The following is a 25,362-nucleotide window of genomic DNA, read 5'->3' on the forward strand; positions in this document are numbered from 1 at the left end:
GGTCAGGGTAGGAGGTCAGCCTGGGAGAATCGTGAGCGCCCCTTGAACGCCGGCGGCCTCAGGGGGCGCTCACATGCCTCCTCTATGTCAGGTCCGCGCAGCTTCGCGCGTCGGTGTCCTCGGCCGCGCCCGGCACCCACCGGACGTTCGCGAACGAGGCCGAGAACGCGCCGTCCGTGTAGACGAGGAACGGCGTGTTGACGTTCTCGAAGTCCAGGTTCGGCGAGAAGCAGGACACCGGGATCTTGACGGTCGCCTTCGTGCCCACGGGCAGCTTCTGGAACAGCGACGTCGCCACGACCTCCGCGAAGCACGGGTAGACGCAGTGGGCGCTGATCACCGTGCGGGCCGCCGGAGGCTGGTGGACGATCGTGTCGAAGACCAGCGCCGCGCCGGCGTTCAGGTAGCCGCGCAGGTCGCTGCCGCCCGCGGGGTCCTGCATGTAGATCTGCGCCGCCCCGGCGCCGTTCCAGGTCGCCTTCAGCCCGTCGCCCTGCACGCCGACGTCCGAGGGGACGACGGCGATCTCCGAGTGCGCCGCCTCGCCGTCCACGCCGATCTCCGTGCCGCCCCAGTTCTCGGCCGAGCCGATGTAGCTCTTGTACGGCGCCACGTCCTGGCGGTTGTAGATCTCCAGGTCCTCGGTCGCGGTGCCGCCGCCGCCCGTGCCGGAGCAGCCGAACTCGGGCGAGGTCTCGTCGAGCGTCCCGACCGACCCGGTCTGCCCGTAGCGCAGGCCGTAGCCCAGGGGGAAGAGCGGGTCGTAGCCCTCCTCACCCGGATTGAGCGGGGACTGGCAGGCGCTCCTCGGCCACGAGTACGACAGCGTGCCGGTGTATCCGGGGCCGCTGTCGCGGCTCCTGACCAGCAGGTCGGCCACGCCGCCGCCCTCGGTGCCGGGAAGCCAGGCGACCACGAACGCGTCCGACCGGTTGAGCTCCTTGTTCACATGCAGCGGGCGGCCGGTGACGTAGACGGTGACGACCGGCGTGCCCTTGCCGGCGACCTTGTCGAGCACCGCGAGGTCGCCGGGGTAGAGCGTGGCGGCCTCCAGCGAGCGCCGCCCGAGGTCGCCCACGCCCTCGGCGTACGGCGTCTCGCCGATCACGGCGATCACCGCGTCGTACCGGCTCGGGTCCACGCCGTCGGCCGTCTCGCTGAAGGTCACGTTGTCCGCGCCGAGGGCCTCGCGCAACCCGCCCAGGATGGTCGTGCCGTTCGGGAAGTCGGCGGCGGTGTTGCCGGTGCCCTGCCAGGTGAGGGTCCAGCCGCCGGTCTGGTTCTGCATGCTGTCGGCGCTCTTGCCGACCACCAGCACCGTGGATCGGGGGGAGAGCGGGAGGACCTTCCTGTTGTTCTTCAGCAGGACCTGCGACTCCCGCACCGCCTTCCTGGCCAGCGCCCGCGCCTGGAGGGCCTTCGCCGAGCCCGCACCGGGGCGCGCGGAGGGCTTCGGCGCGTCGAACAGGCCCGCCCGCAGCTTCACCCGCAGGATGCGCGTCACGGCGTCGTCGATCCGGGACATCGGGATCTCCCCCGCCTCGACCTGGGCGATCGTGGTGGAGATGAACGCCTTCCAGTCGTTCGGCACCATCACCACGTCGATGCCCGCGTTGATCGCCCGGGCGCAGTTCGAGTTCGTGCAGCCGGCGACCTGGCCGATGCCGTTCCAGTCCGAGACGACGACGCCGTCGAAGCCCATCTTCTGCTTGAGCACCTCGGTGAGCAGCTTCCTGCTGCCGTGCACCTTGCCCTCGGTGATGCCGAGGTCCTCGTTGGTCCAGCTGTTGAAGGACGCCATGACGGTCTGCGCCCCGGCGGCGAGCGCACCGTAGTAGCCCTGGCCGTGAATGTTGATCATGTCGGCCTCGGACGAGGGGTCGACCCCCTGGTCCTGCCCCTTGAGCGTGCCGCCGTCGCCGATGAAGTGCTTGGCCGTGGCGATCACACCCCGGTCGGCCAGCCCGCGGGAGCCGCCGCCCTGCAGGCCGCGCACGACCTCGTAGCCGTACGCGCGGGTGATGCGCGGGTCCTCCGAGTAGCCCTCGTACGTGCGGCCCCAGCGGTCGTCCCTGACGACGGCGAGGGTGGGCGCGAAGGCCCAGTCCTGGCCGGTCGCACGGACCTGCGCGGCGGTGGCGGCGCCGATGTCGCGCAGCAGGCAGGGGTCGTGCGCGGCGCCGAGGCCGATGTTGTGCGGGAAGAGCGTCGCGCCGAACACGTTGTTGTTGCCGTGCACGGCGTCGATGCCCCAGATGACCGGGATCTTGGTCCGGGTGTTCACCGACGCCTGCCAGTACGCGTCGGCGAGGGCGAGCCAGTCCTGCGGGGAAGCGTGCTTGTCGCGGCCCGGCCACGACCCGCCGCCGTTGAGCACCGAGCCGATGCCGTACTGTGCGACCTCCTCCGGAGTGATCGCGGAGATCTCCGGCTGGGTCATCTGGCCCACTTTCTCGGCCAGGGTCATCCCCGCGACGATCTTCGCGATGCGCTTCTCTTCGGCCGGGTTCCGCTTGATCTCGCTCTTGACGGTCGGCCAGTCGGGCAGCACGGGCAGGCGCTTCTCGATGCGGGCACAGCCGTGGTCCATGTCCGGCTTGCCGACCACCGGCCGGACCGGGGGCTTGCCCGGGGGCTTCCCCGACGGCTCGCCGGGGGTCGCCGCCGCCACGGCGCCCGGCAGCAGGGCGAGGCCGGCCAGGGCCGCGAGGACGCGCCGGGGCGATCGGGTGATGACTCTGCGCATGAACGTCCGTTCTCGAGGGGCCACCAGGACCAGATCGGGTGTTACGGGCGTGTTGCGCAGATCGTCACCCCGTAAGGCCCATCGGTCAAGAAAGCGCTCTCCAACCCCCACGACGGGGACGAGTGCGGCCGGGGTCCGGACCCCGCCGGGCACCTACGGGGCGTTCTCCTCGACAGGCGCGGAGAGTCGCTCACCGGCGGCATTCCCGGCGCGGGGCAGGACACGCCGGATGACCTCACGGGACCCGTCGGCCCGCAGACCTTGCTCCTCGGCGTCGGCGAGGGCGAGGCCGCCGCTGAAGAGGGCGAGGATGAGCGGTGGCGGGCCGGTGATGGTGGCGTCGGCGTTCGGGTCGGCGCCCAGGCGAAGCGAGACCCGGCCGGCGTCGGCGTCGATCACCACGGTCTGGTCCCCGGCGTGGACCTGGATCGAGGACGCGGGCCGATCGGGCTCGTGGTCGGCGAGGAACATCCGCACAGGCAGGCGCAGCCACTGGCCGCGGAAGGCGTCCTCGGTCCGGTAGTCGCGCATCAGGGGTACGCCCCAGCGGCCGAGCGCGTCGATCACCGGCGCCAGTTCGGCACCCCGGTCGGTGAGCCGGAACAGGGTGGTGGCGATCGGTGGCGGGGCGTCCTCACGTTCCACGAGGCCGGCGGCCTCCAACTCGCGCAGCCGGTCCGCGAGCAGGTTGGTGGCGATTCCCGGCAATCCGGACCGCAGGTCGGTGTAGCGGGACGGACCGCGCGACAGGAGTTCGCGCACGATCAACAGCGTCCACCGATCGCCGACGACGTCGAGTGCTTTGGCCACGGAGCAGTACTGACCATACGAGCGCATGACCACAGCCTATCAGCTGACTTTAAACAATCACGCACTTAGTTGACTTTCTTGTCTAGGCACTTTAGAACTACGTCATGGCCAACCTCGACAAGCAGGCGGCCGCCGCAGACGCACCTCCGTCTTCCGGCCCGCCCCCCTTCACTCCGCCTCCGGGCGCCGGTCACCCGCGTGCCGTCTTCGCCGTGCTGGCGCTGGGCGTGTTCGTCTCCACACTCGACGTGTTCATCGTCAACATCGCCGTTCCGGCGATCCAGGCCGACTTCGCGGACTCCACCGTGGCCGGTGTCTCCTGGGTCCTGAACGCCTACGCGATCGTCTTCGCCGCGCTACTCGTGCCCGCCGGCAAGCTCGGCGACGTCATCGGCCGGCGCCGGGTCTTCACCGCCGGGTTGTTCGCGTTCGGCCTCGGATCGGCCCTGTGCGCGGCCTCGCCGTCCCTCGGGTTCCTCATCGCCGCCCGCATCCTGCAGGGTGCCGGAGCCGCCGCGATCACCCCGACCTCGCTCGGCCTTCTGCTGCCCTCCATCCCACCGCGGGGCCGGGCGGCCGCGATCGGCGCCTGGTCCGGCCTGGGCGCGGTCGGCGCCGCCTCGGGCCCCTCGCTTGGCGGGCTCCTCACCCAGGTCAGCTGGCACTGGATCTTCATCGTCAACGTTCCCCTGACCGCGATCGTGCTCGCCGGCGCCTACCGCGTGCTGCCCGAGATCCGCGACCCCGCCCGCCCGCCGCTGCCCGACGGTCTCGGCACCCTCGTCCTGATCGGCGCCGTCTCCCTCGCCACTCTCGGCCTCGTCCAAGGGCACGCGTGGAACTGGGACGCACGGGTGATCGGCTGCTTCGCCGCCGCCGTCGTGCTCGCGGCCGTGTTCGCCGCGCGCTCCCGCCGTCACCGCGCCCCGGTCCTGGAGCTGAGCATCGTGCGCGTCCCGGCGTTCGCGCTGTCCGCCCTGTCAGCGGCCCTTTTCTCGGCCGCGTTCTCGGCGATGCTGCTCGCCAACGTGCTCTTCCTCACCGGAACCTGGCACTACTCGATCCTGCGGGCCGGGCTGGCCCTGACCCCCGGTCCCGTCGCGGCCGCGGTGTGCGCGCCGTTCGCCGGCAGACTCGCGCAGCGCGTCGGCCCCGGGCTCGTCGGCGGTGCGGGCGCCCTGCTGTTCGGGATGGGATCGGTGATGTGGGTCGCGTTCATCGGCGTGGAGCCGGCCTACTGGTCGCTGTTCTTCCCCGCCATGCTCATCGGCGGCGGCGGAGTGGGCCTCGCCCTGCCCGCGTTCACGATCGCGGCCACCGCCACCCTGGCGCCGCAGACGCTGGCCACCGGAATCGGCGCGCAGACCATGTTCCGCCAGATCGGTTCGGCCCTCGGCGTCGCCGCCTTCGTCGCCGTCTTCGGCACCCCGACCGCGGCCACTGTGATCAGCGCTCACGACGACGTCCGCTGGTTCATGATCGCTTCGGCGGCCGGCGCCGCCCTCGCCCTCGTGCTCATCCGCCACCGGCGGCCCGGCAGAACCGGTCAGCACCCGGCGCGCTGACCGCGCGATCAGATCTCGGAACGGAGAAGAGACATGAACGAAGAGATCGCGGCGCTCTCCCAGGTCGCCACGTGGCCGAACGCCGACCGGCGCACCAGAGTCGTGCTGGCAAGCCAGTTCACGGCCGCCGGGCTCGATGCGGAAGGGTTCGGGTTCTTCGCGGAACTGTCGTCCCGGATGCCGGGCGACGGGCTCCTGCTGGCGCTCGCCGGCGCCTTCCAGTCCCGTCTGGACGGTCAGGTCGAGGCGGCGATCGCCAAGCTCGACGCCGCCGCCTCCCTGGACCTCGGGCTGCCCCACTACTACCGCGGCATCTCCCTGGCCGGCCTGCCCGAGTGCGCGGGCCGTGCGGAGACCGTGGTCGCGGATCTGGAGTTCGTCCTCATGGTCAAGGACCAGTTCCCGCCGGGCTTCATGCGGCCCGTCCACGCGGCGCTGTCACGCGCGTACGACCTGCTGGGACGCGCCGAGGATGCCACGCGGGCACGCGGGCGAGCCGGTCACCTGATCACCGACTACTGGGCCAATCCCGAGGACGGGTTCCGCTTCGTCCCCCCGCGCCTGGTCGAACACGCACCGGGCGTCCACGTGGCGCAGGGCTACGACTTCGCCGACGTCGGCTTCGTCGTCACCGGCGCCGGGGTGGTCGCCATCGACGCCGCCAGCACGCCCGAGCACGCGGCCGCCGCGCTCCGCGAACTCCGCGCGATCACCGAACTGCCCGTCACCCACGTGATCCTCACGCATGCCCATCTTGATCATGTCGGCGGCCTCGACGCCCTCACGGCCGACGGCGCCACGGTGATCGCCCAGGCGAACTTCCCCCGCGAGCTCGCGCTCCAGAACTCCGGCCCGCCGCCGCTGGGCTACTACCTTCCGCGCGGCCACGGCCGGCACGCCCACGTCTCCCCCGGCCGGCTGGTGGACACCGTGGAGAAGCTGACCATCGGCGGCGTGGACTTCACACTCATCCCGATCGCGGGAGGAGAGACCGAGGACGGGCTGGTCATCCACCTCCCGAGTCAGGAGGTGGCCTTCATCGGCGACATGTGCATGCCCTATCTCGGCTCGCCGACCCTCGCGGAAGGCTCCCCGCAGGGCCTGTTCGACGCCATGCGGGCGGTCATGGACCTGCGGCCGCGCACGCTGATCCACGGGCACCCCGCGCTGACCGAGAACTACCCCATCGAGGCCTTCCCCGGACTGCTGGCGGCACTGCGCGACCTGGAGCGGGTCATCACGGCCGGGATCTCGGACGGTCTGACGCTCGCCGAGATCCTGCGGCTCAACCACCTGCCGGACGTTCTCCGGGACCATCCCGCCGCGGTGATGCCCTACCTGGTCACCCGTGACAACTTCATCCAGCGCGTGCACCGCCAGCGGACCGGCTACTGGCACCGGGGCGGTGAGGGCGTGGAGCGCTTCACCTCCGCCGAACTGTCGGCCGCGCTGGATCTGCTGGGCGGCCGGAGCGCGGCTGCCTTCGTCACGGCGGGCCTCGAACTCGCGCGGCGCGGCGAGCATCCGCTGGCCCTGCACGTCGTCGACCTGGGACTGCTCAGCCATGCGGACGCTCCCGAACTCGTCAGCCTCCGGCAGAGCCTGCTGGAGTCGATGGTCGCGCGGAACCAGCTGCTCAACCCGTTCAAGTTCATGCACTACGCCTCACTCGCCGGTCTCGAACTGGAACCGGCCGAGTGATGGGCCCCAGGCGCCCTCGGGCAGGCCGGGCCGGCGGCACCGCCTCGTGAAAGTTTCGGGGTCGTCCGGCCGCAGCGGACGGCCGGGGCCGAGGTCATCGTGGGCGGGCCGGCAGGCGGGGCGGGCCGGGCATTGCCCCCGTCCCCGGACCGTGTCTATGGTCCGGGGACGCCCGAAGCCGAAGATCGACACTCTGTCCCCCGTGGCCACGTGACGCCCAACGCTTCGCCTGGTTCTCCCCACGGCCCCCACCAGGGCCTGGCCGGCCTGGCGGCGCCGATCGCGGCCCCGCCCGTCCGTCCACCCAGGTGAGGCACCCATGAGACGCATACGCGCGTGGTTCACGGCGCTCGGCACAGCCATCCTGATGATCGCCGGGCCGTTCGCGCCCGCCCCGGCGTTCGCCGCCGCCGCGACGCTTCACCCCGGCGTCCTGTGGTACGACACGGCGGGCAACCGGCTGCAGGCGCACGGCGCCGGGGTGTTCAAGGTCGGTTCGACCTACTACATGGTCGGCGAGGACAAGAGCGCCGGCGCCACGTTCACGGCGGTCGCCTGCTACTCCTCCACCGACCTGGCCACCTGGACCCGGATGGGCGACGCGCTGAGCCGGCAGGGCAGCGGCGATCTCGCCGCCGGGCGCATCGTGGAACGGCCGAAGGTGATCTACAACTCGGCGACCGGCCAGTACGTGATGTGGGTGCACATCGACAACTCCTCCTACAGCGACGCGCGGGCGGGCGTGGCCACCAGCCCGACGCCGTGCGGGCCGTACACCTACCGCGGCTCCTCGCGTCCGCTGGGATTCGAAAGCCGGGATCTGGGCCTGTTCAAGGACGACGACGGCACGGCCTACCTGCTGACCGAGGACCGCGCCCATGGCCTGCGCGTCGACCGGCTCTCCGCCGACTACACCCAGGCGGTGAGCACGACGGCGGTGCTCGCCGACCTGGAGTCCCCGGCGATGGTCAAGGTGAACGGGCGGTACTTCCTGTTCGCCTCGCACCTGACGGGCTGGTCCACCAACGACAACGTCTACGCCACCGCGAGCTCCCTGTCCGGGCCGTGGAGCGGATTCACCACGTTCGCCCCCGCCGGCAGCCGCACGTTCGACTCCCAGACCTCCTCCGTCGTGCCGGTGTCGGGTTCGTCGGGCACCACGTACGTCTACGTCGGCGACCGGTGGAACCCCAACGACCTCAACAGCTCGACACCCGTGTGGCTACCGCTCACGATCAGCGGCTCCACCGCCTCGATGAGCGCGTTCTACGACTCCTGGACCATCGACACGGCCACCGGCACCTGGGCGGCCGCGCCGGCTCCGCAGAACTTCGCGCTCGTCGGCGCCCAGTCGGGGCGCTGCCTCGACGTCGCCGGCGGCGCCGCGACCAACGGCTCGACCATGCAGATCTACGACTGCAACGGCGGCGCGGGCCAGAAGTGGTCCCTCACCTCCTCCGGGGAGCTGCGCACGTTCGGCGGGACGAAGTGCCTCGACGTGTTCGACCAGCGGACCACGGCGGGCGCCCCGGTGGGCATCTGGGACTGCAACGGCGGCGCCAACCAGAAGTGGACGGTCAACTCCGCCGGCACCGTCGTCGGCGTCCAGTCGGGCCTGTGCCTGGACGTGAACGGCAACCAGACGGCCAACGGCACCAAGGTGCAGATGTGGACCTGCAACGGCGGCGCCAACCAGCGGTGGACCCGCGTCTGAGATCCGCGCCTTCGTCCCAGGCCCGGGCCCGGACGCGCGCGGGCACGGTCAGGGCGGCGGGCTTCCGATCCACCAGCGGACGGCCGCGGCGGCCGTCTGCGGTGGCACCTGGTGCCCGCCGCGGAACTCCTCGTACGTCACCTCGTAACCGCTCTCCCGAAGGTCGGGGACGAGGCGCCTGCTGCATCGGTCGATCGGCAGCACCCGGTCGGAGACGCCGTGCGAGACGAAGATCCGGGGACGGCCGTGCCGGATCATCGGGGCCATGAAGCCCGGGGAGAACGCGAGCACGGCGTGGAACAGGTCGCCGTTGGCCAGGCCCAGCGACAGGGCGTAGGAGGCGCCGTCGGAGAAACCCGCCAGGGCCACGCCGTCGAGTCCGACGGCCGCACGGGAGAACGCCTCCTCCAGCGCGGCGTCGATCCTGGACACGTCCGCGCCGTACCCGCCGACGATCACGTCCCAGGTGGTGGAGACGGCCTGCGGCGCGAGCAGCAGCACGCCGAACTCCTCGGCCTGGGGCAGCAGCCACTCGAGCGCCTGCTCCGCCGCGCCGCCCGCGCCGTGCAGCACGACGGCGAGCATGGACGGCCCGGGTTCCGGAGCGGGCGGCACGTAGAACAGGGCACGCCCGCCCAGGCGGTGGAGGCCCGGTGCGAGAGGCGCGGCGTGCTGGGGTGGCACCGCGACGGGACGGGCGGACAGGCGGCCGTGTCGCACGCCCTCCTCGGGCCCCGGATGGGGCCGGCTCCGCTCCGGCGTGGCCATCGGCCTCACCTCCCGCCCACGGGTCTACCCGTCCTGGCCGCCGGTCACCTCATTCCCGGCGGCCGCGAGACCCGGTGGTCGGGAGGCGGCGGCCTTCAGCCGCGGGTGGCGGCGATCACCTCTGTGACCAGGGCGGGCGAGGTGACCCGGCGGACGTACTCGGGCTGGCGCAGCTCACCGCCCATGAAGGGGTACGGGTTGCGGTGGACGGCCGGGCTGGGCTCGTCCACCAGGGCGGCGAAGTGGATCTCCCCGGCCCCGGTCGCCTCGACCACCCGGCTCACGTTGCGCGGGGTGATGCCGCCTCCGGGCATGACGACCAGCCGGTCGCCGGCCCGCTCCACCAGTTCGGCGATCAGCGGCGCGCCCTCCAGGGCCGAGCTGTCCTGGCCGGAGGTGAGCACCCGGTCGATCCCCAGGCCGGCCAGCGTCTCCAGCGCGGCGAAGGGATCGGCCGTCATGTCGAAGGCACGGTGGAAGGTGACCGAGAGCCCGTCGGCCGCGTCGATCAGCCGCTTGGCCACCTCGGTGTCCACCTCCCCGGCCGGGGTGAGCGCGCCGATCACGACGCCCTGCGCCCCGGCGTCGCGCACGGCCGCCACGTCGCGGACCATTGCCGCGACCTCGTGCTCGTCGTAGACGAAGTCGCCGCCGCGCGGCCGGATGATCACGTGGACCCGGATCGACGAGACCACCGCGAGCGTGGCCTCGACCGTGCCCAGGGTGGGCGTCAGGCCGCCCTCGAACAGCGCGGCGCACAGCTCGACGCGGTGCGCGCCCGCCCGCTCGGCGGCCAGCGCCCCGGCCGTGCTGTCGATGCAGATCTCGTACGTCAGGCTCATGCTCTCCCCCATCAGAACGCCGCGTGAATCTCGCCGACCGGGACTCCCCCGCCCAGCACCGGAACGGTCGCGAACTCGGCCGCCGCCGAGACGTCCGCGCCCGCGGCCCGCAGCGCCGCGAGCGCGATCGCCGTCGTGGCCCGGGGGCCGCCGTCGATCGCCTTGACGGCCGCCGCGTGCCCGGAGGCGAGCGCCACGACCAGCACTCCCTCGGCGCCGCCCTTCACCACGGCGCCGGGCAGCGCCCGCATCAGGCGGGTGTTCACGTGGCCGGTCCCGCCGACGTACTCCGGATGCGCCCGCATGGCGTCGGCGACCGCGCGCGGCGGCGTCCCCGGCGCGGACACGACCATGGCGCGTACGGCGCGGGCCAGGCCCGTCAGCGAGATCCCGAACAGCGGGGCGCCGCAGCCGTCGACGGCGACGTGGGCGGCCTTCTCCCCCGACAGCTCCTCCACCACCGACCTGACCCGCTCCTGCACGAAGTGGCCGGGATCGAGGTAGGTGGCGGTGGGCGCGCCGGCGGCCACGGCGGCGGCGAGCATCGCGGCGTGCTTGCCCGAGCAGTTCATCCGCTCCCGCGACGGCCCGAGGCCCGCCCGCACCAGGGCCTGCCGGGCGGCCTCGTCCTCCGGCCAGTCGGGCGGGCAGCGCAGGTCGCCGAAGCCGAGCCCGGCCTCGCCGAGCATCCCGGCCACGAGCCGCACGTGGAAGTCCTCCCCCGTGTGGCTGCCCGCGGCGATCGCGAGCGCGGGGCCCTGCAGGTGGGCCCCGGCGAGCAGGCAGGCGAGGGCCTGGAACGGCTTGGCCGACGAGCGCGGCAGCACCGGCGCGTCCACCGGGCCGCGCGCGACGGCGACCTCACCGCCCGACGAGAGCGCGACCGCGCTGCCGAAGTGGACGCTCTCCACGAAGCCGGACCGCACGACCTCCGCGAGCGGGGCGTATTCAGCGAGGGACACGGATGATCCTCCTGCGCGGCCCGCCCCTGCCCGCCACGGAGCGGTCGAGGGAACGGGCGAGCGCGGACAGCGACGCGTTGACCACGAGGTAGACCAGCGCGACGACGATGTACGTCTGGATGAGCAGGCCGTTGTAGTTGGCCAGGACCTTGCCGCTGTAGAGCAGCTCGGCGTAGCTGACGACGAAACCGAGCGAGGTGTCCTTCAGCAGGCCGACCGACTGGCTGACGATCGAGGGCAGCACCCGGCGGGCCGCCTGCGGCAGCACGACCAGCCGCATCGACTGCCCCTGGGTGAGCCCGAGGGCCAGGGCGGCCTCCCCCTGCCCCCGCTCCACGGACATGATCCCGGCGCGGAAGATCTCGGCGAACGCCGCCGCGTTGGACACGGCCAGCGGCACCACGAGCTTCCAGAACAGCGGCAGGTCCAGACCGTACCTCGGCAGCGCGAACAGCACGAGGTAGACCAGCAGCAGCGCCGGGATCGTGCGCACGGCCTCGACGTACGCGGCGGACGGCAGGCGGACCGCGCGGCGCCGCGACAGCCGTCCGAGCGCGAGGGCGAGCCCTGCCGCCATCGCGAGCGTGGCGGACACGACGGCGGCCAGCGCCGTGGACCACAGCCCGCCGAGCAGGTAGCGCCACATCGGCCAGGTCGCGTACGGCTGCCAGCGCTCGGCGGCGAGCTGCCCGTTGGCGGCGAACTGGCGCACGGCCAGGGCCAGCAGGGCGAGCAGCACCAGCACGCCCGCGACGGTGGCGAGGCGGATGCGGCGGCGGGCGCGCGGGCCCGGCTCGTCGAACAGCAGGTTGCTCACCGCGCCACCGCCAGCCGCCGTTCGAGCCGCCCCGTCACGAACCCGGCGCAGGCGGCGACCGCCGCGTACGCCAGGCCCGCCCCCACGAAGATCGGGATGGGCTGCGCCTCCAACAGGTTCACCCGGTTGGCGGCGGCGGTCAGCTCGACCACGCCCACGGCCGCCGCGAGCGAGGTGTTCATCGTGAGCGCGATGAAGATGTTGCCGATCGGCTGGACGACGGTCCGCAGCGCCTGGGGCAGCACGACGTGGCGCAGCGACTGGCCGAACGTCAGCCCCAGGGCGCGGGCCGCCTCGCCCTGACCGGCGGAGATCGCGTTGACGCCCGAGCGGAGGGCCTCGGCGATGTAGGCGCCCTCGTACAGCGCGATCACCACGATGGCCGTGGTGGTCAGGCCGGCCTTGAGCCCGATCTCGGGCAGGCCGAAGACCGCGAGCACGAGCAGCACGAGCAGCGGGAGGTTCTGCAGGGTCTCGACGTAGACGGTCGCGACCGCGCGCAGGACCGGGACCGGCCCGACCCGCATCGCCACGATCACGAGCCCCACGGCCGCGGCGCCGACGAACGACGCCGCGGTCATCTGGAGGGTCACGACCAGCCCCTGCCAGAACTCGGGCAGGTGATCAAGCAGCGCCGACATCAGGAACCCGGCACCGACCCGATCTCGGGCGGCGTGGGGGCCTCGCCCTGCACGACCGTGCCGAGGGAGTTCTTCCAGATGTCCTGCCAGACCCCGTTCGCCTGGATCTTCTTCAGCCAGTCGTTGACGAACGACTTGAACTGGTCGTCGCCGTGCTTGAGGCCGATGCCGTACGGGTCCTGGGTGAACGGCTTGGTCACGACCTGCAGTTCGGGGTCCTTCTTGGCGTCGGCGACCAGCAGCGTCTCGTCCTGCACGTAGGCGACGCCGCGGTCCTGCTTGAGCGCCTGGACGCACTCGGGGTCGCCGCCGAAGGTGATGATCTTCGCCTGCGGCGCGAGCTTCTTGATCGCGGGAATGGCGGGGGTGTTGGCCCCGGCGATGACGGTCTTGCCGTTCAGGTCCTGCGGCGAGGAGATCCCCGTCGTGCCCTTCTTGACGGCGATGGACAGGCCCGAGGAGTAGTACGGCCCGGCGAAGGCGACCTGCTCGGCCCGCTCGGGGGTGATCGTGTAGGTCTGGAAGACCACGTCGACGGTGCCGTTGCTCAGCAGCGCCTCCCGGGTCTCGGACGCCGAGTTGACGATCTTCACCTTCGGCTGCCCGATGATGTACTTGGCCAGCGCCTTGCCGAGGTCGGCGTCGAAGCCCTCCACCTCGCCGGTGGCAGGGTTCTGCTGGGACAGCAGCGGCGCGTCGAGGGAGCCGCCGACGATCAGCTCGCCGCGCTGCTTGATCTTCTCCATCGTCGAGCCGGGCAGGATGTCCGCGGCGGCGGCCACCGGGGCCTTGGCGAGCACGCCACCGCCGCCGCCCTCGCTCGCGCCCGGCACGGCCGAGCCGGCCGAGTCCGTCCCGGCACAGGCCGTCAGGCCGGCCATCGCCACCGCGGCGACAGCGGCCACCCGCTTAATGGACACCATCGGGGTCCACCATCCTTTGCGATCAGTGCGTGAGTACCTTGGCCAGGAAGTCCCTGGCCCGATCGGTCCGGGGGGAGTCGAAGAAGGCGTTCGGCTCCCCCGTCTCGACGATCCGGCCGCCGTCCATGAACACCACGCGGTCGGCCGCGCGGCGCGCGAACCCCATCTCGTGGGTGACGACGACCATGGTCATGCCGTCGGCGGCCAGGCCCGTCATCACGTCGAGGACCTCGCCGACCATCTCCGGGTCGAGCGCCGAGGTGGGCTCGTCGAAGAGCATGACCTTGGGCCGCATGGCGAGCGCGCGGGCGATGGCGGCGCGCTGCTGCTGGCCGCCCGACAGCCGCGCGGGCTGCTTGCCGGCCTGCTCGGCGATGCCGACCCGGGCCAGCAGCTCGTGGGCGGTCCGCTCGGCCTCGGCGCGGCTCACGCCGCGCACCTTCGTCGGCGCGAGCATCACGTTCTCCAGCACGGTCTTGTGCTGGAAGAGGTTGAAGTTCTGGAAGACCATCCCCACGTCGGCCCGCAGCCGGGCCAGCGCGCGGCCCTCCGCGGGCACGGGCACCCCGTCGACGAGGATCTCGCCCGAGTCCGCCGCCTCCAGCCGGTTGAGGCACCGGCACAGCGTCGACTTGCCGGACCCGGAGGGGCCGATCACCACCACGACCTCGCCGCGCGCCACGTCGAGGTCGACGTCGTGCAGCACGTGGTGCTCACCGAACCACTTGTTGAGGCCTCGTACCCGAATCATCGCCATCTTCCTTCGAAATCGAAGATATGGCGGACCGTAATGGATGATTCTGGGCGAAGTCAACGCGTTGGCGCATAAAGTCAAGTCGTGGTATTCCTTCCTCCATGCCAGGCAAAGAGAGGTTGCCGGTGCGGGGGGCGCAGGGCGACCTCCTGCGCCTCGTCGCCGCCGGCCACGCCGAGTCGCGGGCGGAACTCGCCCGCCTGTCCGGCCTGGCGGCCTCCAGCGTCTCGCTGCGCGTCGAAGAGCTGATCGGCAGCGGGCTGCTGGTGGAGGAGGGCGCGGGCACCTCCCGCGGCGGCCGGCGACCCCGCCGGCTGCGGCTCAGCCCCAGCGCGGGACTGCTCGCGGTCGCCGACCTGGGCGCCCACCACGCGCGCCTCGGCCTCCTCGACCTCAGCGGCACCCCGCTGGTGGTCGAGGAGCGCCCCTGCGAGATCGCGGACGGCCCCGAGGCGACCATCGACTGGATGTCCGCCGCGTTCGAGGACCTGATGGCCGCGCACGGCCCGCCCGGGGTCCCGCTGCGCGGGGTCGGCACGGGCATCCCCGGTCCTGTGGACCCGGCGACCGGCCGGGTCGTCGCGCCCTCGCGCATGCCCGGCTGGAACAACTTCCCCGTCGCGGAGCGCCTCGGCGCGCACTTCGACCTGCCGGTGCTGGTGGAGAACGACGCCAACCTCATGGCGGCCGGTGAGGCCAGGTCGTGGCCGAAGTGCGAGACGCTGATGGTGCTCAAGGCCGGCAGCGGCATCGGCTGCGGCGTGATGGTGAACGGCGCGCTCCACCGGGGACGGGGCGCGGCCGGGGACATCAGCCACGTGCGGGTCAGGAGCGACTCCTCGGTCACCTGCTCCTGCGGGCACGACGACTGCCTGGAGGCCTACGCCAGCGGCGCGGCCCTGATGAGCGTCCTCAACGAGCAGGGCATCGAGGTGCGGCGGCCGGCCGACGTCGTCGCGCTGGTCGAGGACGGGGTGCCCGAGGCCACCGCCCTCGTCCGCAACGCCGGCCGGCTCATCGGCGAGGTGCTGACCGTGCTGGTGAACTTCATCAATCCCGACGCGATCGTGGTCGGGGGCAGCCTGTCGCCGGCCGAGCCGTTGATCGCGTCGATCCGCGCGGCGGTGTACGAGCGGTGCCTGCCGCTGGCCACCCGCGACCTGGAGATCTCCACCACCCGGTCGGGACCCGACGCCGCCCTGCTCGGCGCCGGTTCCCTGCTGCTCGACGCCGTGCTCGCCTGAACACCGACCCTGAACGGACAGCCCGTACGTGACCCGATACTGCCTCTTCGACCTCGATGGCACGCTGACCGACCCCGAGACCGGCATCGTCGCCTCGCTGCGGCACGCCCTTTCCGCGGTCGGGATGCCGGAGGTGGAGCACGGACGGCTCCGCGCCCTGATCGGTCCTCCCCTTCAGGACGCCTTCCTCCTCCTCGGCGTGCCGCGGGAGCGTCTCGATGAGGCGGTCCAGGCGTACCGCGACCGCTACACCGACGGGATGTACGAGAACGAGGTCATCGCGGGAATCCCCGCCGTGCTGGCGGCTCTCGTCGCCGACGGCTGGACCCTGGCGGTGGCGACGTCGAAACCGGCCGTCTACGCGGAGAAGATCCTGGTGCACTTCGGGCTCGACGGCTTCTTCGCGTACGTGGCCGGGGCGACGCTCGACGGGTCACGGCGGCACAAGGCGGACGTCGTCCGGCACGCGCTCGACGTGCTCGGCGCCCCGCCCGAGGCGGCCGTCATGGTCGGCGACCGCAGTGAGGACGTCGCCGGCGCGGCCGCCTGCCGTGTGCGGAGCATCGCCGTGACGTGGGGGTTCGGCGAGGCGGCCGAGTTCGCCGATCCCGGCCTCATCGCCGTGGTGGACACGCCCGAGCGCCTCCTCGAGGTGCTCACACAGACGACGGCGGGCGCCCCTCCGGCGAGCGAGACGTCGTAGCACACGTTCCGCGAGACAACGTCCCGGCATTGCGGAAAATCGCGTCGGTTCTCGGCCGGACTTCAGCCTGATACGAGTACGGTTTTCAGGTACAGCATGACGCCGAGGATCATCAGTATTTTCACTGCGAACATCAACTGGCCGGGCTGAAGCGTCTCCGGCTCACCTTTTTCGTGCGCCGTCCACGCCCATCGTCTTATGCCGGCACCCTGTCCCACGGAAGCGAGGGAAACAGCGATGAATCCGGCAGACAGGTAACCGAGAGCCTCCCGCATCGGCCAAGCCCCGACCATCGCGGTCACGAGAACGAACAGAACACCCATCAGCGCCGCCAACGGGATTCGCCACCGGAATTTCTTCGTCGGCATCAGCAGCGAGAATCTGAGAATGAAGATTCCGATGCTCACCGCGGTCGCGATCCATAGGACGACTTCGGGCACGCCACCCGCTCCTTGTCCGCTGTGTCGTTGTATCCCGAGCATAGGGGTCGCATGTCGGCCATGTCGTCCATGTCGGCAAGAACGTGAAACAGCGGTCCGGCGCCTCGGCCGACTCCGGCGAACCGGGCCACGGCTCACGAAGGCGCCTGGGAGCCACTGGCCGGCGCGGGTCGGTGCGCCGTCCACCGGCATCCCGGCGAAGGAAGCGCTCCACCTCGCCGTCGCGACCGGCCGGCTCAGGCAGGCGATGGCCGAAGGGAAGGCATCCGCGGCCGATCTTGATCTTTCACTCCACAATCGGCACGTGCTAACTTCTCTTTGCATGTGCAGGGTTCGGTTATGAGCGAGGCTGCTCCGACCGGGGACGAACTGGTGCGGGTGCTGGCCACGTTGGCCAACCCGCACCGGCTGCGGGTCGTCGCGGTGCTGGTGCGTGAGCGCAACTACGTGAGCCGGCTGGCGCGCGAGCTGGGCATCAGCCGGGCGCTGCTGCAGGTCCATCTACGGAAGTTGGAGGCGGCCGGTCTGGTGTCGGCACACCTGGAGCTGTCCGAGGACGGCAAGGCGATGAAGTTCTACGAGGTCAATCGGTTCGTGTTCACGCTCACGCCGGAGGCGATCGCCGCCGCCGCGCAGACGCTGACCATCCCGCATGCGGTGGAACGAGACGGTGAGGAGGGTTCGCGTTCATGAGCGGACATGATTGGACGGAAGTCGTCGGCGCCGTCGGCCTGTTCGCCCTGATCACCACGGTGATCTCGGTGACGGTCGTGCAACTGGCCGCGACCTGGCGGGCGAAGGTGACCTTGGCCCGCGAGGCCGAGTACCGCAGGCTCGCCGAAGGCGCGGCACAGGCACAGGAGGCCACCGAGCGCCGGTTAGCCGAGCTCGGCGAGCGCTTCGGGCAGATGCAGACCCGGCTGGCCTCGATCGAACGGATCCTCGAGCAGGTCGAATAGCCGGATAGGTCCTGGGCCGCCGAGCGGCAACTCGACGGCCCAGGTGAAGAAGAAGCACCACCTCGCCCGCGGGGCGAGTTCTGACTCGCAATGCTCCTCCGGAAAGGACAGCATTTCATGCTGCGCACAGGCAAATCACCCGGTGGTCACCGGGATAGTGCCACCCGCCCGCCGGGGTCACGGTCCTTGGACGATCTGGACAGCCGGGCCAGGCGGCCGGTGATCGAGCGGGCCGCCGGCTGGTCGGTACGGCACCGGATATCGGCCATCGCCGGCTGGTTCGCGCTGGTAGCGGTGGCCGTGCTGTCCAGCGCGCTGCTGCCGGGAGAGCAGGCACACTCCACCGATCCGGGCGAGTCGGGTCGCGCGCAGCAGGTGCTGCGGCAACAGGACGGCTATGTGCCGGTCGTGGAAAGCGTGCTGATCCAGTCCCGTGAGCCGCAGGGCCGGCGGATCAACGACGATCCGCGGCTGCGTGCGGCGGCAGAGGACCTCGTCGTCTCGCTGCGGCGCACAGGCGCGGTCACCGGCGTCCGCTCGCCCCTGGAGCCCGGCGGGCAGCCGCTGATCTCGAAGGACGGCCGGTCCGGCCTCGTCACCTTCCAGATCGCCGGGGTCCTCGACGAGGTGAAACCCAGCTACGACGCCGCCGTCCAGGCGGTCGAGGCGGTGGCACACCGCCATCCGCAGGTCAGGGTGGCGCAGGCGGGCGACCGGAGCCTGGCGGTCGCGGTGGACCAGGGCATCCAGAACGACTTCAAACGCTCCGAGTTCATCTCGCTGCCGCTGACCGTGGTGATTCTCCTGGTGGTGTTCGGCTCGCTGGTCGCCGCCGGGATCCCGCTGCTGCTCGCGCTCAGCACCGTAGCGGGCACGTTCGGGCTGCTTCAGATCGTCGCCCACTGGGTGCCGATCAACAGCGCCACCTCGTCCATGGTGCTGCTCATCGGCGTGGCGGTGGGCATCGACTACTCCCTGTTCTATCTGCGCCGGGCCCGGGAGGAACGCGCGGCGGGACGCGACATCGTCCGGGCGCTGGAGATCACGGCCCGGACCTCCGGGCACGCGGTGGTCGTCTCCGGCCTGACCGTGATGCTGTGCCTGGCCGGTCTGCTGTTCACCGGGCTGGACAACTTCCGGGGACTGACGGTCGGTGCCGTACTCGTGGTCGGTCTGGCGATGATCGGGTCGGTGACCGTACTGCCGGCGCTGCTGGCCCTGCTCGGCCGCCGGGTCGACAGCGGCCGCATCCCGTGGCTGAGCCGGCGCCGCACCGCGGCGGTCGAGTCCCGTCTGTGGTCCGCGGTCGCGCACGCCGTCGTGCGGCGTCCCCGGCTGTGGGGTGGGACGGCAGCGCTGGTCCTCGTCGTCGTGGCCTTACCCGCGTTCGGCATGCGGTTGCAGGACGCCGCCGTCACCGACAGCCTGCCGCGCAGTGTCCCCACGGTCGACGCGGCGATCCGGATGCAGCAGGCGTTCCCCGGCGCGGCCGGCCCGGCGCGGGTCGTGGTCTGGAACACCAGAGGCGATGACGTCGACAGCCCCGCGGTGCGAAGCGCTCTCGACGACCTGCGCCGGCACATCACCGGCGGCGGCGTGCCGGCCGGGCTCCTCGCGGTGGTCAAGGTCGACCGAGTGCTCGTGGTCCGGGTGCCGCTGCCGGGGTCGGGCACCGACGCCACCTCCAACCGGGCCCTGCGGACGCTACGAGACGACGTCCTGCCCGCCACTCTCGGCAAGGTCGGCGGAATCGGCTACGCGGTCAGCGGACGAACGGCCGTCGCCTACGACTTCACCACCCTTGTGGACAGCCGGACCCCGTTCGTGTTCGCCTTCGTGCTCATCCTGGCGTTCGTCCTGCTCGTGATCGCCTTCCGGTCCCTGGCCGTTCCGGCCGTATCGATCGCGCTGAACCTGTTGTCGATCGGCGCCGCCTACGGCGTGCTGACCTGGGTGTTCCAGGACGGACACCTCTCCTCCCTGCTCGGTTTCACCTCGTACGGCGGAGTGGTCGGCTGGCTGCCGTTGTTCATGTTCGTCATGCTGTTCGGCCTGAGCATGGACTACCACATCTTCATCCTCAGCCGGATCCGCGAACGCTGGGCCGCGACAGCCGACCCTCGTGACGCGATCACCGACGGTATCGCCGGCAGCGCGGGCGTCGTCACCAGCGCCGCGGTCATCATGACCGTCGTCTTCACCGTCTTCATCACCCTCAGCGCCATCGAGTACAAGATGCTCGGTGTCGGCATGGCCGTCGCCGTCGTCATCGACGCCACGATCGTGCGCGGGATTCTCCTCCCCGCCGCCATGACGCTGCTGGGAGCCCGCACGTGGGGACTGCCGCGCTCGTTGCGGTGGCTCCCGGGAGCATCCACGCCGGCAGGCCCCGATCACGATCACGTTCCCCAGCCGGCCGCGCCGGAACCAGCGCGCTGAGCCGGACGCTCATCCGTGGGGTGCGCCGGTCCGCCGTGCCGGCGCACCCCACGTCCTCTCGCTACGCCACGTGCCGCGCCGGGGCGGCTGCCGTGAGCCGTACGGCGTTGGCGGCGGCGTCGTCGATCTCACGCTGCGCGGCGAGGTCGGCCTCCACGCCGGAGCGGTAGGCGTCGATCTCCGCGCGCACCCGGTCGTCGTCCCAGCCGAGGGCGGGCGCGATCAGCGCGGCGACCTCGGGGGCCGCCGCGAGCCCGTGGTCCCGCTCCTCGATGAAGACCCGGGTGCGGCGGACCAGGACGTCCTCCAGGTGCAGCGCTCCCTCGTGCGTGACCGCGTACACGGCCTCGGCCTTGAGATAGCCCTCCGCACCGGGGATCGGCTCGCCCAGGACGGGATCGGCCTCGATCAGCGCGAGCACCTCCTCGACGCAGGAGCCGTATCGGCCGAGCAGGTGCTCGACGCGCGCGACGGGCAGCCCCGCGCGCCCGGCGAGGCGACGCCTGTTGTTGCGCAGCGCCTCGAACCCCGCGGCCCCGAGGACGGGGACGCGGTCGGTGACCGACGCGGGCACGTTCTGGCCGAGACCGGCCACCGCGACGTCGACGGCGTCCTTGGCCATCACGCGGTAGGTGGTGTACTTGCCGCCCGCGACGATGACCAGGCCGGGCTCGGGCCGGATGACCGCGTGCTCCCTGGACAGCTTGACGGTCTCCGACCCCGATGCCGACCCGCCCAGCAGCGGGCGCAGGCCCGCGTAGACGCCCTCGATGTCGTCGCGGGTGAGCGGCGTCCGCAGCACGGCGTTGACGTGCTCCAGGATGTAGTCGATGTCGGCCCGGGTGGGGGCCGGCTCGACCTTGTCCAGGTCCCAGGGGGTGTCGGTGGTGCCGACGATCCAGTGCGGACCCCAGGGGATGACGAACAGCACGCTCTTCTCGGTGCGCAGGATCAGCCCGGTGTCGAGGCGGATCTTCTCCCTGGGCACGACGAGGTGCACGCCCTTGGACGCCTGGACGGTCACCGACCCCCGCGAGCCCGGCGACGCCCCCGCGAGCCGCTGGATCTCGTCGGTCCACACGCCCGTGGCGTTGATCACCTGGCGGGCCCTCACGCGCAGCTCGGCGCCGCCCTCCAGGTCGCGCACCACCGCGCCGGTGACCCGCGCCCCTCTGTCCGGCAACTCGTCGCGCAGGAACCCGGTGACCTTCGTGCGGGTGGTGACGCACGCGCCGTACTGCATGGCCGTGCGGGCCACCGTCATCGTGAAGCGGGCGTCGTCGACCTGGGCGTCGTAGTACTGGATCGCCCCCACGAGCGCGTCGCTGCGCAGGCCGGGCGCCTCGCGCAGGGCCCGGCTGTGGCTGAGCTGGCGATGCCGCGGCAGCGCGCGGGCGCCGCCGAGCGTGTCGTAGAGCAGCACGCCCGCGCCGACGTAGCCGCGCTCCCACACGCGGTGACGCAGCGGGAACAGGAACGGCACCGGACGCACCAGGTGCGGGGCCAGCCGGGTCACCAGCAGGCCCCGTTCCCTGAGCGCCTCCCGCACCAGCCGGAAGTCGAGCTGCTCCAGGTAGCGCAGCCCGCCGTGGATCAGCTTGCTCGACCGGCTCGAGGTGCCGGCCGCGAGGTCACGGGCCTCCACCAGCGCGACGGACAGACCGCGCGAGACCGCGTCGAGCGCGACCCCGGCGCCGACCACCCCGCCGCCGACGACCAGGACGTCGAACTCGTCCTCGGCCAGCCTCCGCAGCGCCGCCTCCCGGGCGCGGGGACCCATGGGTACAGACATATCGGTGTTGACTCCCTCTTTTTGTCAGCCGGCTCAGTCGACGTCGACCCAGTCGAGCGTCCGCTGGACGGCCTTGCGCCATCCGGCGTAGCCGCGCTCGCGCTGCTCGTCGCTCCAGGTGGGCTCCCAGCGGCGGTCCTCGTGCCAGTTCCGCTTGAGGTCGTCGGTGGACTTCCAGAATCCGACGGCGAGCCCGGCGGCGTACGCGGCGCCGAGCGCGGTGGTCTCGGCCACCACCGGACGCGACACCGGGACGCCGAGGATGTCGGCCTGCATCTGCATGCACAGCTCGTTGGCCGTCACGCCGCCGTCCACCCGCAGCACGTCGAGGACGACGCCGGAGTCCTGCTCCATCGCGCCGACCACGTCCTTGGTCTGGTAGCAGATCGACTCGAGCGTGGCGCGGGCCAGGTGGGCGTTGGTGTTGTAGCGGGACAGGCCGACGATGGCGCCGCGGGCGTCGGACCGCCAGTAGGGCGCGAACAGGCCGGAGAACGCCGGCACGAAGTAGACGCCGCCGTTGTCCTCGACCTGCCGGGCGAGCGCCTCGCTCTGCGACGCCCCGGAGATGATGCCGAGCTGGTCGCGCAGCCACTGCACGGCCGAGCCGGTGACCGCGATCGACCCCTCCAGGGCGTACACGGGCTTGGCCGAGCCGAACTGGTAGCAGACCGTGGTGAGCAGGCCGTGCTGGGAGCGCACGAGCTCGGTGCCGGTGTTGAGCAGCAGGAAGTTGCCGGTGCCGTAGGTGTTCTTGGCCGCGCCGGGCTCGAAGCAGACCTGGCCGACGGTCGCGGCCTGCTGGTCGCCGAGGTCGCCCGCGAGGGGGACCTCGCCGCCGAGCGGGCCGCCGGCGCGGGTCACGCCGTACAGGTCGGGATTGGAGGAGGGCCGGATCTCGGGAAGCATCTGGCGGGGGACGCCGAAGAACGACAGCAGCTCGTCGTCCCAGTCGAGCGTCTCCAGGTTCATCAGCATGGTGCGGCTGGCGTTGGTGGGGTCGGTGACGTGGACGCCGCCGTCGACGCCGCCCGTCAGGTTCCACAGCAGCCAGGTGTCGGTGTTGCCGAAGATCGCGTCACCGCGCTCGGCGGCCTCGCGGACGCCGGGGACGTTCTCCAGGATCCACTGGATCTTGCCGCCGGAGAAGTAGGTGGCGGGCGGCAGGCCGGCCTTGCGCCGGATCACCTCGCCCTTGCCCTCCCGCTCCAGTGCCGAGGCGATGCGGTCGGTGCGGGTGTCCTGCCAGACGATGGCGTTGTAGTAGGGGCGGCCGGTGCGCCGGTCCCAGACGACGGCGGTCTCACGCTGGTTGGTGATGCCGAGCGCCGCGAGATCGGAGGCCTGCAGGCCCGCGGTTCGCATCGCGGTCTCGACGACCGCCCGGGTGCGCTCCCAGATCTCGGTCGGGTTGTGCTCGACCCAGCCCGCCTGCGGCAGGATCTGCTGGTGTTCCAGCTGGTGGCGGGCGACCTCGTTGCCTCCATGATCGAAGATCATGAAGCGGGTGCTGGTCGTCCCCTGGTCGACCGCGCCGACGTAGTCTGCCATTCTCGTTGCGCCTCTCGTCTCGTGTGAGCTCGTGTGAGCCGGGCGTTGCTGGTCTCGGCCCGGGGGTGATCAGCCGGCCTGCGCGGCGGGCTCCGGCGTGCGGCCGGGCTCGGGCGCGTCGGTACGCGGCAGGAAGCGGGCGACCAGGAGCTGGTAGAGCCCGGCGCCGATGACGCCGCCGACCAGCGGGCCGATGATCGGCACCCAGAAGTAGAGCCCACCGTACTGGTCGCGGAACGCCGAGCCGTACCCCGTGAAGAACGAGGCAAGGCGCGGGCCGAAGTCGCGGGCGGGGTTGATGGCGTAGCCGGCGTCGGTCCCCCACGCCATGCCGATCGCGACCACGAGCAGGCCGACGATGACCGGCGCGAGGTTGGCGAGCGGCGCCGAGTTGCGCTCGTCGGAGATCGCGAGGATCAGGAACAGCAGGATCGCCGTGCCGATGATCTGGTCGCGCAGCGCTCCCCACTGGGTGACCGGCAGCGTGCCGTTGCCGGGGAGGGTGGAGAAGACCCCCTGCGTCTTGATCGTGTGCCCGGGGTCCACCTTGGCCAGGACCTCGGCGTAGTTCCACCGCACGAGCAGCGCCGCCACGAAGGCGCCCGCGGTCTGCGCCAGCGCGTACGGCAGGACCTTCCGCCAGGAGAAGCCCTTGAAGACGGCGAGGGCGACCGTGACGGCCGGGTTGAGGTGGGCGCCGCTGAGGCGCGCGGCCGTGTAGACGCCGAGGGTCACCCCCAGGCCCCACGCCCACGCGATGCTGTCGTGGTCGCCGATGCCGCCCGCCACCACCTGCGCGACGACGCCGACGCCGAACAGGATGAGGATCGCCGTGCCCGCGAACTCGGCCGCGAGCTCACCCGCGAACGGATTGAGTAGCCGCCGGTCGTTTCGCCCTTCCGCCATGTGTCTCCTCCTTGACCACGCCCGTCACATCCCGAAGTGCTCGCTGTGAGCACTGCCGGTCGTCCGGACGTTAAACGGCGCCCAAGGGAGCGTCAACGAATGATCGTCGGCATTGTCGAACACTGGTCACATTCCGACCGTCGTACTACGCTCCCCGGGTATGACGCGAACAATCACATTTCGCGCAAACCCATCCGACTACAAAAGATCTTTCAGCAGCTCAGCGCGCCACGCCCGACCAGGTGTCGGCATTGTCGAACACCGTCCGAGCTGGCTAGGATCCGGGGCGTGCCAGGTCCGGTCCAGTCCATCGAGCGCGCCGCCGCGATCCTGCGGCTGCTCGCCCAGGGATCGGGGCGGCTCGGCCTCACCGAGATCGCGAACTCCCTGGGGCTGGCCCGCGGCACGGCGCACGGCATCCTGCGCACCCTCCAGCTCGTCGGCTTCGTCGAGCAGGACGAGGCGACGGGCAAGTACCAGCTCGGCGCGGCGCTGCTGCACCTGGGCACCAGCTACCTCGACGTGAACGAGCTCCGCTCGCGGGCGATCAACTGGGCCGACGCCCTGGCCGCGCGCAGCGGCGAGGCGGTGCGGATCGGCACCCACCTCCAGGGCAAGGTCCTGGTCGTCCACCACGTCTTCCGGCCCGACGACAGCCTGCAGACGCTCGACGTCGGCATGCTCCTGCCCATGCACGCAACGGCGATCGGCAAGGTGCTGCTCGCCTACGACGCCAACGCGGCCGCCGCACAACAGGACGCCGTACAGGACGGGGAACTGGAGCAGTTCACCCGCCGCACGGTGCGGACGCGCAGGGAGATGTCGCGGATGCTCGCGACCGTGCGCGAGCACGGCTGGGCGTCGGACGTCGACGAGGCCGGCATGGGCGAGGCGGGGGTGGCCGCCCCCATCCGGGGGTACGGGGGACTCGTGGTGGGCGCGATGGGCATCTCCGGCGCCACCGAGCGGATCTGCGACTCCGGCGGTCGTCCCCGTCCCGACCTGGTGGGCTATGTGCGCGACGCGGCGCGGGCCGTCTCCCGCGACCTCGGCGCCTCCCGCTGGTGACCCTCCCCACCCCCCAC

The 25,362-nt window shown here is 71.7% G+C and carries 22 protein-coding genes; 9 read left to right on the forward strand and 13 right to left on the reverse strand.

Features of this window, described 5'->3' with window-relative positions:
• Positions 1-82: 82 nt before the first annotated feature.
• Together FH610_RS34470 and FH610_RS34475 are read right to left on the reverse strand one after the other, a co-directional pair.
• Positions 83-2,746, reverse strand: a complete 2,664-nt coding sequence (locus FH610_RS34470; protein ID WP_139579427.1) for a glycoside hydrolase family 3 protein — start codon at positions 2,744-2,746, stop codon at positions 83-85.
• Between the two features lie 153 nt (positions 2,747-2,899).
• Positions 2,900-3,583 carry a winged helix-turn-helix transcriptional regulator gene (locus FH610_RS34475; RefSeq protein WP_139579428.1) on the reverse strand — a complete coding sequence of 228 codons (684 nt, stop codon included), beginning with the start codon at positions 3,581-3,583 and terminating at the stop codon, positions 2,900-2,902.
• Positions 3,584-3,660: 77 nt separating this feature from the next.
• On the opposite strand from FH610_RS34475, the gene FH610_RS34480 reads away from it, so the two are divergent.
• The 3 genes from FH610_RS34480 (at position 3,661) to FH610_RS44820 (ending at position 8,536) form a co-directional block, all read left to right on the forward strand.
• Positions 3,661-5,121 (forward strand): MFS transporter, encoded by a 1,461-nt coding sequence (locus FH610_RS34480; RefSeq protein WP_139579429.1) that lies wholly within the window; start codon positions 3,661-3,663, stop codon positions 5,119-5,121.
• 33 nt (positions 5,122-5,154) lie between these two features.
• A complete protein-coding gene (locus FH610_RS34485; protein WP_139579430.1) occupies positions 5,155-6,822 on the forward strand; it encodes an MBL fold metallo-hydrolase in 1,668 nt (555 codons plus the stop codon).
• Between the two features lie 319 nt (positions 6,823-7,141).
• A complete protein-coding gene (locus FH610_RS44820; protein WP_139579431.1) occupies positions 7,142-8,536 on the forward strand; it encodes a lectin in 1,395 nt (464 codons plus the stop codon).
• Between the two features lie 48 nt (positions 8,537-8,584).
• Here FH610_RS44820 and FH610_RS34495 read toward each other — a convergent pair whose 3' ends face one another.
• The 7 genes from FH610_RS34495 to FH610_RS34525 form a co-directional block, all read right to left on the reverse strand.
• Positions 8,585-9,304 carry an alpha/beta hydrolase gene (locus FH610_RS34495; RefSeq protein WP_139579432.1) on the reverse strand — a complete coding sequence of 240 codons (720 nt, stop codon included), beginning with the start codon at positions 9,302-9,304 and terminating at the stop codon, positions 8,585-8,587.
• A 95-nt stretch (positions 9,305-9,399) separates the two neighbouring features.
• On the reverse strand, positions 9,400-10,146 hold the full coding sequence (locus FH610_RS34500; RefSeq protein WP_139579433.1) for a copper homeostasis protein CutC: 747 nt from the start codon (positions 10,144-10,146) through the stop codon (positions 9,400-9,402).
• Positions 10,147-10,157: 11 nt separating this feature from the next.
• Positions 10,158-11,108 (reverse strand): asparaginase, encoded by a 951-nt coding sequence (locus FH610_RS34505; protein ID WP_139579434.1) that lies wholly within the window; start codon positions 11,106-11,108, stop codon positions 10,158-10,160.
• Positions 11,095-11,925, reverse strand: a complete 831-nt coding sequence (locus FH610_RS34510; protein WP_139579435.1) for an amino acid ABC transporter permease — start codon at positions 11,923-11,925, stop codon at positions 11,095-11,097. Before FH610_RS34510 ends, FH610_RS34505 begins: the two co-directional genes overlap by 14 nt.
• Entirely contained in the window at positions 11,922-12,566 is a 645-nt protein-coding gene (locus FH610_RS34515; RefSeq protein WP_139579436.1) for an amino acid ABC transporter permease, read from the reverse strand. The genes FH610_RS34510 and FH610_RS34515 overlap by 4 nt, the downstream gene beginning before the upstream one ends.
• Positions 12,566-13,489, reverse strand: coding sequence for a glutamate ABC transporter substrate-binding protein (locus FH610_RS34520; RefSeq protein ID WP_139579437.1), 924 nt, complete (start codon positions 13,487-13,489; stop codon positions 12,566-12,568). Before FH610_RS34520 ends, FH610_RS34515 begins: the two co-directional genes overlap by 1 nt.
• A 22-nt stretch (positions 13,490-13,511) precedes the next feature.
• Positions 13,512-14,240, reverse strand: a complete 729-nt coding sequence (locus tag FH610_RS34525; RefSeq protein WP_139579438.1) for an amino acid ABC transporter ATP-binding protein — start codon at positions 14,238-14,240, stop codon at positions 13,512-13,514.
• Positions 14,241-14,344: 104 nt separating this feature from the next.
• Between FH610_RS34525 and FH610_RS34530 the strand changes: the two genes are divergently transcribed.
• Positions 14,345-15,487: an ROK family protein gene (locus tag FH610_RS34530; RefSeq protein WP_240809373.1), complete on the forward strand. Its 1,143-nt coding sequence runs from the start codon at positions 14,345-14,347 to the stop codon at positions 15,485-15,487.
• 28 nt (positions 15,488-15,515) lie between these two features.
• On the forward strand, positions 15,516-16,190 hold the full coding sequence (locus tag FH610_RS34535) for an HAD hydrolase-like protein (protein WP_139579439.1): 675 nt from the start codon (positions 15,516-15,518) through the stop codon (positions 16,188-16,190).
• 62 nt (positions 16,191-16,252) lie between these two features.
• Here the strand turns inward: FH610_RS34535 and FH610_RS34540 are convergent, their stop codons facing one another.
• Entirely contained in the window at positions 16,253-16,630 is a 378-nt protein-coding gene (locus tag FH610_RS34540) for a hypothetical protein (RefSeq protein WP_139579440.1), read from the reverse strand.
• A gap of 339 nt (positions 16,631-16,969) precedes the next feature.
• On the opposite strand from FH610_RS34540, the gene FH610_RS34545 reads away from it, so the two are divergent.
• From FH610_RS34545 to FH610_RS34555, 3 genes are all read left to right on the forward strand, one after another.
• Positions 16,970-17,323, forward strand: a complete 354-nt coding sequence (locus FH610_RS34545; protein WP_139579441.1) for an ArsR/SmtB family transcription factor — start codon at positions 16,970-16,972, stop codon at positions 17,321-17,323.
• Positions 17,320-17,589 carry a hypothetical protein gene (locus tag FH610_RS34550; RefSeq protein ID WP_139579442.1) on the forward strand — a complete coding sequence of 90 codons (270 nt, stop codon included), beginning with the start codon at positions 17,320-17,322 and terminating at the stop codon, positions 17,587-17,589. The genes FH610_RS34545 and FH610_RS34550 overlap by 4 nt, the downstream gene beginning before the upstream one ends.
• A gap of 186 nt (positions 17,590-17,775) precedes the next feature.
• Complete coding sequence (locus tag FH610_RS34555; RefSeq protein WP_205826277.1) at positions 17,776-20,028, forward strand: MMPL family transporter; 2,253 nt, start codon at positions 17,776-17,778, stop codon at positions 20,026-20,028.
• Between the two features lie 61 nt (positions 20,029-20,089).
• Here the strand turns inward: FH610_RS34555 and FH610_RS34560 are convergent, their stop codons facing one another.
• The 3 genes from FH610_RS34560 to FH610_RS34570 form a co-directional block, all read right to left on the reverse strand.
• Positions 20,090-21,820, reverse strand: coding sequence for a glycerol-3-phosphate dehydrogenase/oxidase (locus tag FH610_RS34560; RefSeq protein WP_139579444.1), 1,731 nt, complete (start codon positions 21,818-21,820; stop codon positions 20,090-20,092).
• A 33-nt stretch (positions 21,821-21,853) separates the two neighbouring features.
• Positions 21,854-23,371, reverse strand: coding sequence for a glycerol kinase GlpK (gene glpK / locus FH610_RS34565; RefSeq protein ID WP_139579445.1), 1,518 nt, complete (start codon positions 23,369-23,371; stop codon positions 21,854-21,856).
• 69 nt (positions 23,372-23,440) lie between these two features.
• Positions 23,441-24,277, reverse strand: a complete 837-nt coding sequence (locus tag FH610_RS34570) for an MIP/aquaporin family protein (RefSeq protein WP_139579446.1) — start codon at positions 24,275-24,277, stop codon at positions 23,441-23,443.
• 288 nt (positions 24,278-24,565) lie between these two features.
• Between FH610_RS34570 and FH610_RS34575 the strand changes: the two genes are divergently transcribed.
• Positions 24,566-25,345 carry an IclR family transcriptional regulator gene (locus FH610_RS34575; RefSeq protein WP_139579447.1) on the forward strand — a complete coding sequence of 260 codons (780 nt, stop codon included), beginning with the start codon at positions 24,566-24,568 and terminating at the stop codon, positions 25,343-25,345.
• Positions 25,346-25,362: the final 17 nt, after the last annotated feature.

Source organism: Microbispora catharanthi, assembly GCF_006334915.2.
In the GTDB taxonomy this organism is placed as follows: Bacteria; Actinomycetota; Actinomycetes; order Streptosporangiales; family Streptosporangiaceae; genus Microbispora; species Microbispora catharanthi.

What these genes read in the sequence shown, in the direction of transcription:
- FH610_RS34515 (WP_139579436.1), bottom strand. Translation starts at nt 12,566, where the DNA reads ATGTCGGCGCTGCTTGATCACCTGCCCGAGTTCTGGCAGGGGCTGGTC.
- FH610_RS34530 (WP_240809373.1), top strand. Translation starts at nt 14,345, where the DNA reads ATGCCAGGCAAAGAGAGGTTGCCGGTGCGGGGGGCGCAGGGCGACCTC.
- FH610_RS34550 (WP_139579442.1), top strand. Translation starts at nt 17,320, where the DNA reads ATGAGCGGACATGATTGGACGGAAGTCGTCGGCGCCGTCGGCCTGTTC.
- FH610_RS34500 (WP_139579433.1), bottom strand. Translation starts at nt 10,146, where the DNA reads ATGAGCCTGACGTACGAGATCTGCATCGACAGCACGGCCGGGGCGCTG.
- FH610_RS34560 (WP_139579444.1), bottom strand. Translation starts at nt 21,820, where the DNA reads ATGTCTGTACCCATGGGTCCCCGCGCCCGGGAGGCGGCGCTGCGGAGG.
- FH610_RS34520 (WP_139579437.1), bottom strand. Translation starts at nt 13,489, where the DNA reads ATGGTGTCCATTAAGCGGGTGGCCGCTGTCGCCGCGGTGGCGATGGCC.
- FH610_RS34475 (WP_139579428.1), bottom strand. Translation starts at nt 3,583, where the DNA reads ATGCGCTCGTATGGTCAGTACTGCTCCGTGGCCAAAGCACTCGACGTC.
- FH610_RS34545 (WP_139579441.1), top strand. Translation starts at nt 16,970, where the DNA reads ATGAGCGAGGCTGCTCCGACCGGGGACGAACTGGTGCGGGTGCTGGCC.
- FH610_RS34525 (WP_139579438.1), bottom strand. Translation starts at nt 14,240, where the DNA reads ATGATTCGGGTACGAGGCCTCAACAAGTGGTTCGGTGAGCACCACGTG.
- FH610_RS34495 (WP_139579432.1), bottom strand. Translation starts at nt 9,304, where the DNA reads ATGGCCACGCCGGAGCGGAGCCGGCCCCATCCGGGGCCCGAGGAGGGC.
- glpK (WP_139579445.1), bottom strand. Translation starts at nt 23,371, where the DNA reads ATGGCAGACTACGTCGGCGCGGTCGACCAGGGGACGACCAGCACCCGC.
- FH610_RS34480 (WP_139579429.1), top strand. Translation starts at nt 3,661, where the DNA reads ATGGCCAACCTCGACAAGCAGGCGGCCGCCGCAGACGCACCTCCGTCT.
- FH610_RS34470 (WP_139579427.1), bottom strand. Translation starts at nt 2,746, where the DNA reads ATGCGCAGAGTCATCACCCGATCGCCCCGGCGCGTCCTCGCGGCCCTG.
- FH610_RS34485 (WP_139579430.1), top strand. Translation starts at nt 5,155, where the DNA reads ATGAACGAAGAGATCGCGGCGCTCTCCCAGGTCGCCACGTGGCCGAAC.
- FH610_RS34570 (WP_139579446.1), bottom strand. Translation starts at nt 24,277, where the DNA reads ATGGCGGAAGGGCGAAACGACCGGCGGCTACTCAATCCGTTCGCGGGT.
- FH610_RS44820 (WP_139579431.1), top strand. Translation starts at nt 7,142, where the DNA reads ATGAGACGCATACGCGCGTGGTTCACGGCGCTCGGCACAGCCATCCTG.